Genomic DNA, 15,248 nt, shown 5'->3' on the forward strand with positions numbered 1-15,248 from the left:
GAATCATGAACATCTTGTACACGTATCCCGAAACAATCGTTGACGGAGAAGGTATCCGCTATTCGATCTATCTGGCAGGATGCAGGCACGGCTGTCCGGGTTGTCATAACCCGGAAAGCTGGAACCCGCAAGCCGGTGAGGAACTATCCGAAGGACGGCTGGCTTCCATCATCCGCGAAATAAACTCGAACCCGTTGCTCGACGGAGTGACTTTCTCCGGGGGCGATCCTTTTTATGATCCGGAAGCATTTTTGCCTGTCATCCGGAGAGTAAAAACAGAAACGGGACAGAATATCTGGTGCTACACAGGATATACTTACGAGGAAATAGAATCGGATCCGAAACTGGCAGCCATATTGCCCTACATAGATGTACTGGTGGACGGGCGCTTCAAACAGGAACTTTATTCACCGCATCTGGAATTCAGAGGAAGCAGTAATCAGCGGATTATCAAACTGAAATAGATATAAATAAACAAGCGTCGAAAGCACCACAGATTGCACAAATATCAATGGTTTATCGGACGGACTATCAACGATAACATTGGAAGTCGATCTGTGAAATCTGTGGTGAAGACGACCTTCCACTCCCTCCCCATCAAGTTTCAATGTGTAAAAAAACTTATATATCACTACCTCCCCCAACCGAAAAAGTCCGATTTTGTTTATTTTTGTAGCACTTCCATAAAAAAGTTCTTTATGATTCTACATACACAAACTCCGGTAGTTGACGAAACAGACGGCCTTCCTCTCCCGCACCGTATATGGGCAGTTGTCGGTATTTCTTTTGCCTTATGCATGTCGGTACTCGATATCAACATTATCAACGTGGTACTCCCGACACTTTCTCACGACTTCGGAACTTCTCCGGCAGTCACGACCTGGATTATCAACGGCTACCAGCTTGCCATTGTCATCTCTTTGCTTTCATTCTCGTCACTGGGAGAAATTTATGGATACCGCAAAATATTTCTTTCGGGAATAGCTATGTTCATCGTCACTTCCCTGATCTGCGCTTTGTCCCATTCATTTTGGACATTGACCATTGCCCGCATTTTCCAGGGATTCAGTGCTTCGGCCATTACCAGCGTCAACACGGCTCAGTTACGTACGATTTACCCCCGAAAACAAATCGGCCGGGGAATGGGGATCAATGCCATGGTAGTGGCCATATCGGCAGCAGCCGGCCCCTCGGTAGCCAGCGGAATTCTATCTGTCGCTTCCTGGCACTGGCTATTCGCTATCAACGTCCCTCTCGGATTAGTTGCCCTGACTTTGGGATTAAAGTACCTGCCCCGAAAAGAGGAACGTTCAAACAGACAATTCGACAAGCTGAGTGCCATAGCCAATGCAATCACCTTCGGACTCCTGATTTATACTTTGGATGGATTTGCCCACCACGAAAACAATGATTATATAGTGATACAACTTGCTGTATTGGCAGTTGTCGGGACTTATTATGTGCGCAGACAGTTGAACCAACCGTCTCCTCTCCTTCCCCTCGACCTGTTGGGAATTCCCATTTTCAGGCTTTCCATTCTTACCAGTATCTGTTCGTTCACCGCTCAAATGCTGGCAATGGTCTCTTTACCCTTCTTCCTGCAAAACTCTTTGGGATACAGCGAGGTCATGACCGGGCTATTGTTAACTCCCTGGCCTATAGCCACACTGGTGACAGCACCGGTAGCCGGATATCTGGTGGAACGCATTCATCCCGGCATACTGGGCAGCATCGGGATGGCATTGTTCTGTATCGGACTTTACTCTCTGTCTACATTAACGGCGGATTCATCGGTCACCGGCATCATCCTGCGATTGATGCTTTGTGGTGCAGGTTTCGGTCTTTTCCAGACACCGAACAACAGTACAATCATCTCTTCCGCCCCTACCCGACGTTCGGGAGGAGCCAGCGGAATGTTGGGTATGGCACGGCTCTTGGGACAGACATTCGGTACGACACTGGTTGCTTTGCTCTTCAGTTTTGTAGTACACGAGAAGAGTACGGCGGTCTGTCTGATAGCCGGCAGCGGATTTGCTTTTGTCGCAGCAGTGGTAAGCAGCATGCGGCTTTCACAACCCTCCACATTAAAGACGAAGCCCCGATAACCATCTCAATCCACGTATATCGTCCCACCGGAAGCCAGAGTAACACAAAGTGACACAGAAAGAACTTAAGCTATTCATAATATTGATCTGTGCAAATCCGTGTTATTTTGTGGTGAATATAAGTTTTTTGAAGCCACCTCCATGTCAATCAATGAATGAAAAATTTAGTACTCAGTCTCTCTAACCACCTCCACCAGACGGGCAAAGTCCTCCGGATGTACATCTCCGATATTACCGATACGGAAAGTATCCGCTTTTGAAATTTTTCCGGGATAGATTACAAAACCCTTGGATTTAAGGGCGGTATAGAAGGCCTTAAAGTCGAATCCGGTTTTCGGATACAAGAATGAAGTGATAATAGGTGACTGGATTGCGTCATCGAGCAAAGTTACAAAACCGAGTGAACGCATACCCTCTACCAGTACCCGGTGATTCTCACAATATCTCCGGTGACGGGCCTCCACTCCACCTTCTTCAATCAGTTCGGTAAGGGCCTGCTTGAAAGCACGCACCACATGGGTCGGTGAAGTAAAACGCCATTTACCATGCCCTTTTTCCATCGTTTCCCACTGGTCGTAAATATCCAGAGAAAGAGAACGGGCTACTCCCTTACAACGCACCAGTTCCGAACGGCGGGCTATGATAAATCCGAATCCCGGAACTCCCTGGATACATTTATTGGCACTGCTGATCAGGAAATCGATTCCCAACTCACTAACATCCATCGGGATACCTCCAAAGCTGCTCATAGCATCCACAATCAGTTTCTTGCCAGGCATCTTCACTACATGTGCCAGCTCCTTCAACGGATTCAGGATACCGGTAGTCGTTTCGCAGTGAACGAAGGCCACATGAGTAACATCTGAATTATTGCTCAGATAGTCGTCCACATAGTCTACCGATACCTGTTCCGTTTCATCAAAAGCAAGGAGCTCGTAGTCGATATGATAATATTCGGCAATATTCCCCATCCGGTCACCATAAGCACCGTTACTGCAAATCAGAAGTTTATCATTCTTACCGATGGCAGCACCAATCACGGCTTCTACACAATAGGTTCCGCTTCCTTGCAAAAGAACAGATGTATACTCTTCCGTATTGCGGGTAGCAATGCCGACCAGCTCTTTACGCAATGATTCGACAATGTGCAAATTATAGTCTTCATCCCATGTACACCAGTCGGTCATCATGGTTTCCTTTACAGTCTCTGAGGTAGTAAGTGGTCCGGGGGTCAATAACAAATAAGGTTTCATATCGATTAATGATTTAGTTTTGAGTTAATTAGTTGAATCAGTGCGGGAAGTTCTTCAATGCTTCGAATGACATACGAGGCTCCCGCAGCCAGCATACGTTGTTTCACTTCAGCAATACGGTTCTCGAGTTCGGCAGCCGGCAAGGCGTGCGTCTCTTCTTCGGTGAGTGCCATCTCGTTACTTCCGAGAACCACTCCCACACTCCATACTTTGGCATGTACACCTTCCTGAATATCGGCAATGGTGTCGCCTACCTTCACCACTGTATCCGGATCGGGAACCGCCAGTTTCGTGAGATTCTCAAAAATCATATAGGGAGCAGGACGACCGGCGGGCAGCAGATTCGGAGTGGCACAGTAATCCACCCGGTATCCTTTGGCCTGTGCCTCGGGTAGTACCACATCCATCATCTCGCGGGTATAGCCTGTAGTAGAACCTATTTTCAGTCCTTCGGCACGCAACTTCTCCAACGTAGGGATCACACCCGGAATAGGATCGGTATACTCTTTCAGTGAAGCAAAAAGATATTTCTCGAACAGGTGGTTCAGCTCTACGACATCCTCCTCTGTCCAGGCACGTCGATAACGGTTTATGAATTGTTCGTTTACTTCGGGCATAGTCAGCAATTCACGGATGTGCTGAATTTTCGGCAACCCCATAGGCTTACGAGTCTGCTCGACATCGATCGTGAGTCCCTTCCCGGCAAAAGCCTTGATGAAAGCAGCCACCGGAGCGAAACATCCGTAATCGACTGCCGTTCCTGCCCAGTCCATAATGATACATTCAATCTTTTTCATTTTATGTCTATAATTTCCTTGTTTTTGAATCTGATGCAAAAGTAGGGCATCCCGTACAGAGCAAAAATGAATTCCGCATGATTCATTTCATTCATATTCCGCACATTTCTTCCGAAATATTAATGTAACATTCATATCATGATTATATAATCCAAAAGTCATATATTTGCAATGTAAACAATGCGTCGATGTACTTATGAACGAACTGGAAGATATATACAAACGAATCGAATATCTCCGTAACAACGGAGTGAAAATGAAAGAAATAGCCGACTGGATACACATGGCTCCCAGTGTGCTGTCCGCACTCTACTCCAGTGTGCTGCCCACCTATCTGAACCTGCAAAAGACCAAGCCCCGGGAAGAGGCTCTGGACGAGGCACTGGCACTGGTAAACAATGTGTCGAAGAAACGGCTGCTCGGCAATCTGGGAGAAATGAAAGAACGGCTCTTCGATCTGGAACCCAATCAGGAAGCCAACATAACAGGAAATGCTTTTCTGAAATTACTGGAAAAGGAAATGCAGGAATCTGTGGGGGAAGTCTACAATTACAGTGGCACGTACCTGAGCTACAGCCTTTCTTCATCGACAGACAGCCTCAAGGCAGAACCCTATCTGATCTGTGCATCAGAAAACAATGATTATGTGAAAGTAGGCATGATCAATGCCTATAAATCAGTGCACTGGGGAAGTGGCATTATCAGTAATCATCAAAATTCATACCTGATGTTCAATGAACGGGAACTTCCGCAGTTTGCCCTGGTAACCATCTATCTGCAATTACCCCATTATGAGTTTCCGCATATGCTGAAAGGATTATATCTCTGTCTGGACTATAACCATAACCCGATAGCCCGGAGAATTGTCCTGGTGAAGCAATCGGACAGCACAGACATAGACGAGTTCCTGAAAATGGAAGGAAAGTTAATCTCCAGATCGGAACTGACCCCTGAAGAAGAGATCTATTATAATTATACATGCCAGGAAGGGGACTATATCAAGACTTGTACGGTACCCTCACCCAAACTGGATGAATCGGATCTGGAAAGAGAAAAAAAGATGCTGAAAATATAAAGCGACATACCCTAAAAACACCACAGGCTACTCAGATTTAGTTATTGAACAGGAGTTATCCGAATAGATCCCCCCTGAAAACCTGAGTAGCCTATGGTAAAAAATACTTTTCCGAGAACTCTCCTATCAGAAGAAGAATCTCAATATATCATTGAAGTTAGCCCAAATCAAAAGGCCGAACAACAAAATCATACCCGCCATTTGTGCGTATTCCATAAATTTATCACTCGGTTTGCGACGGGCAATGATTTCATAGAACAGGAACAAGACGTGTCCGCCGTCCAACGCAGGAATAGGCAGAATATTCATAAAAGCAAGGATGATAGACAAGAATGCCGTCATATACCAGAACTGATGCCAATTCCAGGTTGCAGGGAAGATGCTTCCGATGGTTCCGAAACCGCCCAATTGTTTAGCTCCCTCTTTTGAGAAAAGATATTTCATGTTGCCTACATAACCTTTCAAAGTCTTCACTCCTAATGCTACACCGGCCGGGAAGGATTCAAAGAAACCATACTCTTTCCTGATTACAGGAAGAAGTCGATCCGTATATGGATTGACCGCTACTCCTATTTTGAAAGCTGAATCCGTAGTCAAAGTCAATACATCGGTCTTTCCGTCACGCACATAAGTCAATGAGATCTGGTGCGGATTGATACTGTCATTTTGTAACGCTTTCGCATTTTGTCTTCTTTCAGCCATAGCTGCCAGGAAGTCTGTATAAGAAACCGGCTTTCCGTCGAGAGCAATGATACTGTCGCCAGGCTGGATACCGGCCATGGCTGCAGGTGAATTGACCATCACGCTATCGACTACATAGGGGAAACGGAATTCGGCAAAGCGAACACTGTCACCCAACAGACGCTGCATCATATCTTCAGGGATATATACAGATGCCTTCTTACCCTCACGCAACACCGTTACCTCCCGGGCATCAGCTATCTGGCTGAGCATATCGGGATCGTAGCGTACAAAATCGACTCCGTCGGCAGACAACAAAATATCTCCGTCCTGAAATCCCACCGCTTTGGCTGTTTCATTAAAGTCCATACCCAATGGGGCTTTCTGTACGGGAATGTATTGATCACCCCACTTAAACAGAATCATTGAATAGATGAACAGAGCCAAAAGGAAGTTGAACAACACACCTCCCACCATAATCAACAGGCGCTGCCACGCAGGTTTAGAACGAAATTCCCACGGCTGTTCCGGTTGCTTCATTTGCTCGGTATCCATCGATTCGTCAATCATTCCGGCTATTTTGACATATCCCCCTAAAGGTAACCAACCGACAGCATATTCTGTCTCACTTTTCTTTGGCTTAAATTTAAATAGTGTGAACCAAGGATCAAAGAATAAACAAAACTTTTCTACCCGTACTTTGAACAGGCGGGCAAAGAGAAAGTGCCCTCCTTCGTGAATGATGACGAGCAAAGATAAGCTCATAATCAATTGCAGGGCACGGATTAAAAATGTTTCCATCAGATTATTTACAATTTATTTATTTACATATTAATTCACGGGCAATCCGGCGTGCTTCCGCATCGGTTGCCACATAGTCGTCGTAAGTAGGAGTCTGTACGAAAGACACCTGCCCCATGGTATGTTCTATCACATCACTCATGCCGAGAAAGCTGATTTCATCACGAAGAAAAGCCGCCACAACCACCTCGTTGGCCGCATTTACGATGCAAGGCATATTCCCTCCCCTATACATCGATTCATAGGCCAATGCCAGATTACGGAACCGCTTGGTATCGGGTTGCTCAAAAGTAAGGTTCGTACATTTCGAAAAATCAAGCCGGTCGAAAGACGAATTGATACGATCGGGATAAGAGAAAGCATACTGAATGGGCAGACGCATATCGGGCATTCCCAACTGGGCCTTTATTGCTCCATCCTCAAACTGCACCATCGAATGAATAACCGACTGCGGATGTACCACCACCTCAATCTGGCTGGGCTGTACGCCAAACAACCATTTGGCTTCGATCACTTCGAACCCCTTGTTCATCATCGAGGCAGAGTCAATAGTGATCTTAGCTCCCATTTCCCAATTCGGATGTTTGAGAGCCTGTACTTTTGTCACAGTCTTCAACTGTTCCATAGTACATGTACGGAAAGGACCTCCGGAAGCAGTCAGGATAACTTTCTCTATCGGATTGCCTACCTCTCCGGCCAAACACTGAAATACTGCCGAATGTTCGGAATCGACAGGAAGAATCGGTGTACGGTATTGCCGGGCTAACTGATTAATCAACTCTCCGGCAACTACCAGTGTCTCTTTATTGGCAAGGGCAATGGCTTTTCCGGCACGAATGGCATTCATGGTCGGCTTCAATCCCGCATACCCCACCATAGCGGTCAGAACTACATCGATAGGGCCGGACTCTACAATCTGGCATAACGCAGCAGCACCTGCATACACCTTAACAGGCAGGTCGCTGAGAGCCTCTTTCAGTTGGGCATATTTCTCTTCATTGGCTATAACTACAGCCTCAGGCATAAACTTACGTGCCTGGGCTATCAGGAGATCTACCTTATTATTGGCAGTCAGTGCATACACCTCGTACAGTTCGGGATGCTCTTCGATAACCTGCAAGGCCTGGGTACCAATAGAACCCGTAGAGCCTAAGATAGCTATTTGTTTCTTCTTTATCTCGTTCATTATTAGAATACAATGTATTTTTCAGGATTAACCGGCCGTCCTCTGTGCCAAAGTTCAAAATGAAGATGCGGACCGGTAGTGAGCGTTCCGCTATTCCCAACCAAGGCAATAGCTTCACCTCCCTTCACAGTATCGCCTTCACGCTTCAGCAACGAACCGCAATGTTTATAGACTGATACAAAATCCTGGTTATGCTGTACCTCGATCAGGTAACCGGTTTCGGCCGTATAGGTACTCAATATGACTGTACCGTCCAAAGTGGCCAATACACTTTCGTTGGGATTGGCGGCAATATCGGTTCCAAAATGTTTCTTTTCGGCATCAAAATGATCGGAAATCATGCCACGGGTCGGACGATAAAAAATCAGTCCGTTGACATCGGGCTGTGCGGTAATAGAGGTCAGATTATATTTTTCGGTCTCTTCATATTGACGACGGAAAGCTTCTTCACGTTCGGAACGGGCAATCAGCGAATCTTCACGCATGGCGGTCAATGAGTCCATTGACTGTACAGTATCCACCCGCACGGTGCCGCTGAAGATATCCTGTATATTCATGATATACATATTCTGACGGTCTACCAACTGTTGCAAAGAATCTACCCGCAAGGCATTTTCCACAACCTGAGCACGAATATCACTATTCATATATCCCGGCAAATAGTTGCGTAAAGGAGTAAAAGTGATAATGGCAGCGGCAAACAGGAAAAGCACGGTCAGAACCGAAAGTAACACGGAAAGACCATTCAGCTTGGATACATGAAGTCCCACCACCTCTTCGAGTGTATTCTCGTTGATGATAGTGAGTTTATACTTGAACTTGATATTGTTCCAAAAGGCTTTACTACGTTTCTTTTTCGGCATTATTATAGAATATCACGACAAATGTAAGCATTTCGCTTTACTTGCCGTCTGTTTCTTTATGCTATTTAACTTTCTTCATCATCGCACTCGTCCAAAGACAGCAGGCCTTCGGGCAAATCGACTGTAATGATTTTGTGCTTCTGATCGATACCGGCAATTAATTCCTCTTGTGCAGGAATCAGCAATTCATCGCCATCACGGTCCACTACAAACAGTGTATTAACGGTAGACGTATCCACATCCGTCACCTTTCCCAAAGCACCGTGACGGACATCTTCCACCCGGAATCCGACAAAGAAATCCCAGGACAACTCCCCGGGACCGGCTTCTTCGGCATGTTTCACCGGAAAATAAACTTCCACGTTGGTGAACATACGGGCACGTTCGGCAGTGTCTACACCTTCGAGTTTCACCAAAGCTGTGGAATCGGACCGGAAACGATACTCTTCTATAAAGAAAGGAACAAAAATATCATCTAACCGGCAAATCAGATAATCACAATCCGCCCGATCGAAAATATCGTCGGTAAAGGTGAACGACAATTCACCGTGTATGCCGTGTGGCTTATTGAACAAGCCTATCTTGTATACATCTTCTCTTTTTATCATATTCGTGTAATTCTTGCACCGATAGCGTTGAGTCGACCTTCGATATTTTGATATCCGCGGTCTATCTGCTCGATGTTATGAATCCGGCTGATACCTTCGGCGCTCATAGCCGCAATAAGCAAAGCGATACCGGCACGGATATCCGGAGAGGTCATATTGCCTCCCCGCAAAGTAAATCCATGATTATGTCCGATAACAACCGCACGGTGCGGATCGCAAAGAATAATCTGTGCGCCCATGTCAATCAGTTTATCGACAAAGAAAAGACGGCTCTCGAACATCTTCTGATGAATCAGTACACTACCTTTTGCCTGGGTAGCCACTACCAGCATGACGCTCAACAAGTCCGGAGTCAGTCCCGGCCAGGGAGCATCGGCAATGGTCATGATGGAACCGTCGATAAACGACTCGATCTGATAGCAATCCTGTGCCGGAACAAAAATATCATCTCCTCTCTGTTCGAGTTTAATACCCAGACGGCGGAAACTTTCGGGAATAATACCCAGATTTTCGTATGACACATTTTTGATTGTGATTTCGCTACGGGTCATGGCAGCCATACCAATGAAGCTACCCACCTCGATCATATCCGGCAACACAGTGTGATCGGTACCGTGAAGTTCCTCCACTCCTTCGATAGTCAATAAGTTCGAAGCAATTCCACTGATCTTCGCTCCCATCCGGTTCAGCATCTTACAAAGCTGCTGCAGATAGGGCTCACAGGCCGCATTATAAATCGTCGTTTTACCTTTGGCTAGTACAGCGGCCATCACGATATTGGCAGTTCCGGTCACAGAAGCTTCATCGAGCAACATAGATGTACCTTTCAATTCTTCGGCCGAAATTTCGTATATTTCCCGCTCTTCATTATAAGTAAAATCGGCTCCCAGATTCTGGATTCCTATAAAATGCGTATCCAGACGCCGACGCCCGATCTTGTCTCCTCCCGGCTTTGAAATCATGGCTTTACCGAAACGGGCGACCATAGGACCGATCAGCATCACAGATCCCCGCAGGCTGGAACACTTCTTCAGGAAGTTGTCACTTTCCAAATAGGCCAGATCGACATTCGCGGCCTTAAAACTATACGAATCGACACCTGTTTTTGCAACCGTCACGCCCATATCCCGCATTAACTGAATCAGGTTATTGACGTCCAGGATGTCCGGAATGTTATTCACTGTTACTTCTTCGGCAGTAAGCAATGTAGCGCAGATAATCTGCAACACTTCGTTTTTGGCACCTTGGGGATGAATTTCCCCACTAAGTCTGTGCCCTCCTTCGATTACAAATGAAGCCATGTTTCGAGGTGATTAGTGGTTAATGATAATGCTAATAATCACTTTGATCAGAATTTTCTTCTCTGATTATTATTTCTCTGGTTATTGTTGTTATTCGTACGTGGACGGTAGTTCTGAGCAATACGTTCAGACATCAGACGCAGAATCTCGTCATCCATCTGCAATTTGCCTCCCGAGAATTCGGCCAGGTCTTCGGCGATTTTCCGGTCGTCTACCGTATCTTTATTCCATGCCATATAGTCTTTCTTCATGTGATTGCAGATAAGGGCTACCAGATTCTTCTTTTCATCCCCTTCCTGAAATTCACACGCTTTTTTGATTAATATTTCCAATGTACGACCATAGTGGCGGTAGCGGATCTTAGTACTTGGATAAGGAATCGGATCCGGTTTCGTTACCAGATTGTCTTTACGGATAATCTCGTAAGGATAATCGATATCAAGCTTAAAGTCGGCCATAATAGCCAGATGATCCCATAATTTATGCTTGAAATCGGGTACATCTCTCAAATGGGGAAACATATTACCCATGATATTGATAATGGTATTGGCACAACGCTGACGTTCGGAACGATCCTGGATAGTCAACGCAAAGTCAACCATATTCTGGATACTGCGACCATATTCCGGCAGCGGCATTCTTTTCTGTTGAGTATTATACTGCATGTAGTTAAATTATATTTTAAAAATAGTAAATCAAAAAAGGAGTGAAAAGCATTAAAGTAACTTCTTGGGTTGCGAAGCCACAAACTCTTTCAGATAGAAAGGCTCAAAATAGGCCACATCTTTATAGTCGTTGATTGCAACGGCCTTTTCTGCAAGCGGGAACATCATCTTTGCCAACGGATGAAGATCATCTATAAAATGCGCATTGGGGTGCGTAATCTTTTCACGGCACTTTGCGGCTCCATTTCCAAAGAAATAGACAGGATGCTGTTCCAGATATTCAAGATAAGAATTCTCGTCCACGATATCGGCGGAAATCTCACGCTTCACATTCAACGCACGGTCATAGATAGCCGCATATACCTCCATCCGCCGTGCATCAATCATCGGGCATAGCAATGCATCTTCCGGCAATTCATGATAAAGCAGCACAGGTACACTCAACACTTCCAATGTCGGGATACCGATCAACGGGACATTACGTCCGTAACAAATACCCTTTGCCATCGAAACGCCAATGCGAAGCCCGGTATACGATCCGGGACCACAACTGACGGCTACCGCATCCAAAGGAATGGCATGACTATCGATGAAAGACAACGCTTCATCCACAAATACTCCCAACGAAACGGCATGTGAAGGCCCCTTAAGGTCTTCTTTCACAAAAATATTCTGCCCGTCTTCACTTACTGCTACCGAACAAACGGCGGTAGAAGTCTCAATATGTAGGATACACGACATAAGAATCAGATTATTAAATTGACGCAAATTTACATGATTATTTTCAGATTACCGCACCGAGATATAAATAAAGCGCATTTCCCTTCAAAATCATTGCATTAAATTAAGTTTTTACATACTTTATCAGACTGTTTTATACAAGCAAAAGACAAATATAACAAGTTTTAAAACCTGCAATGAAACAGATACACTACTATATACTATTTCTATTTACTCGCAAGTCTGACGGGCCTCTCGATCACATTAACAAACAGACCCAACGGATAAGGATCACATCGCTTTCTCCCGTTCAAAAGGCAGAATATTCGAAATAGTTACTATCAACTAATGGAATATGCAAATTTCCAAAAAACTACCTTGCTTACTAAAGCATTAAATATCAGAGCACTACATTAGCAACAACAAGGGCGTTTGATACTGCGATTTTAGGAATGTAGAACTGGATACTCCAACTCATAACTCAAGTTTAAGAAGTGAATTTACACCGTCTGAACCGGTATCTTCATCCTTATACCTTTTTTCAATTAACATTGTTAACGCCCTTTGCAGGTTGTCAGGTTCTTGTGCGCAAATAACAAGTCTTTTGCATTTAAAGAACATCTTATTCACATCCAAAGAACAAGTTTTAACCCTGTGTTAAAACAAAGCTTTTGAGGACAGAGATCTTACTTTTTAAAAGTGTTGATTTTTAGATGGTTTAGTCTGAGGTTCGCTTCTTTATCTCACGGATGGACTCTTCGGGCGAAAGCCGGGATACTTGCTTTTTTGTCAACTATAAACGAGGGCTTACACGTCCGAAAACTGAATTAGATTCCATGAGTAAAAGAAAACTTGCCACCCAATTTGAAGAAGAACCTTTTTCGTATGTGTTCGGTTGCCGCACCTTCGTTATCGAAATACCGGATTCTAAGATTATTATGGCAGAAATTTCAAAACAGTTTCTTCTAACCAAGATGTCTTTTTTATCCATTTACAGCGATTATCTTAAAATTATCCCGTATTTTTGCACAAAACTTTTGGTAATATGATACAATCCATGACGGGATATGGCAAAGCAACTGCCGAACTTCCCGATAAGAAGATTAACGTAGAGATAAAATCGCTTAATAGCAAAGCGATGGATTTGTCGGCACGTATCGCACCGGCATACCGTGAAAAAGAGATGGAAATCCGCAATGAAATTGCACGTGTGCTGGAACGTGGAAAAGTTGACTTCAGCCTCTGGGTGGAAAAGAAAGAGTGTGCAGACGCTGCCACTCCCATCAACCAAGTATTGGTAGAAGGATATTACAACCAAATCAAAGCTATCTCCGAAAACCTCCACATTGCAGTACCTACTGACTGGTTTCAGACTTTACTCCGTATGCCGGATGTAATGACCCGTACCGAAACACAGGAGTTGAGTGAGGAAGAATGGGGAATAGTGTACGCAGCAGTCAAAGAGGCTGTTTCACATTTAGTCGATTTCCGAAAACAAGAGGGTGCTGCTCTGGAAAAAAAGTTCCGGGAAAAAATCGCGAATATCCATCGTCTGCTCGAATCGGTAACCCCTTATGAAAAAGAACGGGTAGATAAGGTTAAAGAACGTATCACCGATGCACTGGAGAAAACACTCAATGTGGACTATGATAAGAACCGTCTCGAACAGGAACTGATCTACTACATCGAGAAACTCGATATCAACGAGGAGAAACAACGTTTGGGCAATCATCTGAAATACTTCATCAGTACGCTTGAAAGTGGCAGCGGACAAGGTAAAAAGCTGGGATTCATCGCTCAGGAAATGGGACGGGAGATCAATACACTCGGCAGTAAATCGAACCACGCTGAAATGCAAAAAATCGTGGTACAGATGAAAGACGAACTGGAGCAGATCAAAGAACAGGTGCTGAATGTGATGTAATAACGATAGATTATGAACCCAACTGAAAGAATAACTACCCCACACAAAACGGGTGAAGCCAAAGTAATCATCTTTTCTGCTCCTTCCGGATCGGGTAAGTCAACAATCATAAATTATTTGTTGGCTCAAAAGTTGAATCTTGCATTCTCGATCTCAGCCACCAGTCGTCCCCCCCGGGGAAACGAAAAGCATGGAGTAGAATATTTTTTCCTCTCTCCCGATGAATTCCGTCAACGCATTGCAAACAATGAATTCCTGGAATACGAGGAAGTATATACCGACCGGTTCTACGGCACTCTGAAAGCACAGGTAGAAAAACAGCTTGCTGCCGGACAAAATGTTGTATTCGATGTAGATGTCGTAGGTGGCTGTAACATCAAGAAATATTATGGTGAACGGGCACTTTCGCTTTTTATCCAGCCTCCCTGCATTGACGAACTGCGCCGCCGTCTGATCGGACGCGGAACAGATACTCCCGAAGTGATCGAGAGTCGGATAGCCAAAGCCGAATATGAATTAAGTTTTGCTCCGAAATTTGATAAGGTTATCATTAATGACGACCTGGAAACAGCCAAGGCACACGCATTGAAAGTGATCAAAGAGTTTCTGGGCATCGATACAGAATAATCTCCTACTCTTTCTTATTCGTGATTATAGCATATGGCAAAGACTAAAACCGGAATCTTCAGCGGCTCTTTCAACCCGATCCACATCGGACATCTGGCACTGGCCAACTATCTGTGCGAGTTTGAAGGGCTGGATGAAGTCTGGTTTATGGTCACCCCGCACAATCCTTTCAAGAATCAGGCTGATTTATGGCCGGACGAACTGCGTCTGCAACTGGTACAGCTTGCTATTGAGGGATATCCGCGATTCCGGGTATCCGATTTCGAATTTCATCTGCCCCGTCCTTCTTATACGATCCATACGCTCAATCGCCTGAAACAAGAATATCCCGAAAGAGAATTCCAGTTGATTATAGGCTCTGACAATTGGATGGTATTTGACCGATGGTTCGAATCGGAACGTATCGTCTCAGAAAATAAGATACTCGTTTATCCCCGTCCGGGATTCTCTGTAGATAAGTCACAGTTACCCCCGAACGTACACGTAGCAGATTCTCCCATATTCGAAATCAGTTCTACCTTCATCAGAGAAGCCCTGGCTACCGGAAAAGATATACGTTATTTCCTTCATCCGGCTGTATATAAAAGAATTATACAACAGACCGACAGCATTGATTCTTCCCACTCCTGCCATACCTGAGAA

The 15,248-nt window shown here is 44.9% G+C and carries 15 protein-coding genes; 6 read left to right on the forward strand and 9 right to left on the reverse strand.

Annotated elements, in window-relative coordinates; translation table 11 throughout:
* The first annotated feature begins 5 nt into the window (after positions 1-5).
* Together nrdG and BF9343_RS16815 are read left to right on the forward strand one after the other, a co-directional pair.
* Positions 6-464 (forward strand): anaerobic ribonucleoside-triphosphate reductase activating protein, encoded by a 459-nt coding sequence (gene nrdG / locus BF9343_RS16810; protein ID WP_005790564.1) that lies wholly within the window; start codon positions 6-8, stop codon positions 462-464.
* Positions 465-698: 234 nt separating this feature from the next.
* The gene (locus BF9343_RS16815; protein WP_010993441.1) at positions 699-2,105 is read left to right on the forward strand and encodes an MFS transporter; all 1,407 of its coding nucleotides are present in this window, start codon (positions 699-701) and stop codon (positions 2,103-2,105) included.
* Positions 2,106-2,269: 164 nt separating this feature from the next.
* Here BF9343_RS16815 and BF9343_RS16820 read toward each other — a convergent pair whose 3' ends face one another.
* Together BF9343_RS16820 and phnX are read right to left on the reverse strand one after the other, a co-directional pair.
* Complete coding sequence (locus BF9343_RS16820) at positions 2,270-3,358, reverse strand: 2-aminoethylphosphonate--pyruvate transaminase (protein ID WP_010993442.1); 1,089 nt, start codon at positions 3,356-3,358, stop codon at positions 2,270-2,272.
* 5 nt (positions 3,359-3,363) lie between these two features.
* Positions 3,364-4,155: a phosphonoacetaldehyde hydrolase gene (phnX, locus tag BF9343_RS16825; RefSeq protein WP_005797923.1), complete on the reverse strand. Its 792-nt coding sequence runs from the start codon at positions 4,153-4,155 to the stop codon at positions 3,364-3,366.
* 196 nt (positions 4,156-4,351) lie between these two features.
* On the opposite strand from phnX, the gene BF9343_RS16830 reads away from it, so the two are divergent.
* Positions 4,352-5,230: a hypothetical protein gene (locus BF9343_RS16830; protein ID WP_005790572.1), complete on the forward strand. Its 879-nt coding sequence runs from the start codon at positions 4,352-4,354 to the stop codon at positions 5,228-5,230.
* Between the two features lie 126 nt (positions 5,231-5,356).
* Here BF9343_RS16830 and rseP read toward each other — a convergent pair whose 3' ends face one another.
* The 7 genes from rseP to tsaB all read right to left on the reverse strand — a co-directional run bounded on the left by rseP (position 5,357) and on the right by tsaB (position 12,076).
* Positions 5,357-6,712, reverse strand: coding sequence for an RIP metalloprotease RseP (gene rseP / locus BF9343_RS16835; protein WP_005802381.1), 1,356 nt, complete (start codon positions 6,710-6,712; stop codon positions 5,357-5,359).
* Between the two features lie 19 nt (positions 6,713-6,731).
* Entirely contained in the window at positions 6,732-7,898 is a 1,167-nt protein-coding gene (locus BF9343_RS16840; RefSeq protein ID WP_010993444.1) for a 1-deoxy-D-xylulose-5-phosphate reductoisomerase, read from the reverse strand.
* A 2-nt stretch (positions 7,899-7,900) separates the two neighbouring features.
* On the reverse strand, positions 7,901-8,761 hold the full coding sequence (locus tag BF9343_RS16845; protein ID WP_010993445.1) for a M23 family metallopeptidase: 861 nt from the start codon (positions 8,759-8,761) through the stop codon (positions 7,901-7,903).
* A 65-nt stretch (positions 8,762-8,826) separates the two neighbouring features.
* A complete protein-coding gene (gene rimM, locus BF9343_RS16850; protein WP_008657443.1) occupies positions 8,827-9,369 on the reverse strand; it encodes a ribosome maturation factor RimM in 543 nt (180 codons plus the stop codon).
* Positions 9,366-10,670, reverse strand: coding sequence for a UDP-N-acetylglucosamine 1-carboxyvinyltransferase (gene murA, locus BF9343_RS16855; RefSeq protein ID WP_005790583.1), 1,305 nt, complete (start codon positions 10,668-10,670; stop codon positions 9,366-9,368). The genes rimM and murA overlap by 4 nt, the downstream gene beginning before the upstream one ends.
* A 47-nt stretch (positions 10,671-10,717) precedes the next feature.
* Complete coding sequence (locus tag BF9343_RS16860) at positions 10,718-11,335, reverse strand: DUF4290 domain-containing protein (RefSeq protein ID WP_005790584.1); 618 nt, start codon at positions 11,333-11,335, stop codon at positions 10,718-10,720.
* A 51-nt stretch (positions 11,336-11,386) separates the two neighbouring features.
* Positions 11,387-12,076 (reverse strand): tRNA (adenosine(37)-N6)-threonylcarbamoyltransferase complex dimerization subunit type 1 TsaB, encoded by a 690-nt coding sequence (gene tsaB / locus BF9343_RS16865; protein WP_005790587.1) that lies wholly within the window; start codon positions 12,074-12,076, stop codon positions 11,387-11,389.
* A 1,024-nt stretch (positions 12,077-13,100) separates the two neighbouring features.
* On the opposite strand from tsaB, the gene BF9343_RS16875 reads away from it, so the two are divergent.
* The 3 genes from BF9343_RS16875 to nadD are packed head-to-tail and all read left to right on the forward strand — an operon-like array spanning position 13,101 to position 15,245.
* Positions 13,101-13,979: a YicC/YloC family endoribonuclease gene (locus BF9343_RS16875; protein WP_008769918.1), complete on the forward strand. Its 879-nt coding sequence runs from the start codon at positions 13,101-13,103 to the stop codon at positions 13,977-13,979.
* 12 nt (positions 13,980-13,991) lie between these two features.
* Positions 13,992-14,606: a guanylate kinase gene (gene gmk, locus BF9343_RS16880; protein ID WP_005790592.1), complete on the forward strand. Its 615-nt coding sequence runs from the start codon at positions 13,992-13,994 to the stop codon at positions 14,604-14,606.
* A gap of 33 nt (positions 14,607-14,639) precedes the next feature.
* Positions 14,640-15,245 carry a nicotinate (nicotinamide) nucleotide adenylyltransferase gene (gene nadD / locus BF9343_RS16885; RefSeq protein ID WP_005797930.1) on the forward strand — a complete coding sequence of 202 codons (606 nt, stop codon included), beginning with the start codon at positions 14,640-14,642 and terminating at the stop codon, positions 15,243-15,245.
* Positions 15,246-15,248: the final 3 nt, after the last annotated feature.

It is taken from the genome of Bacteroides fragilis NCTC 9343, from assembly GCF_000025985.1.
Lineage (GTDB): Bacteria > Bacteroidota > Bacteroidia > Bacteroidales > Bacteroidaceae > Bacteroides > Bacteroides fragilis.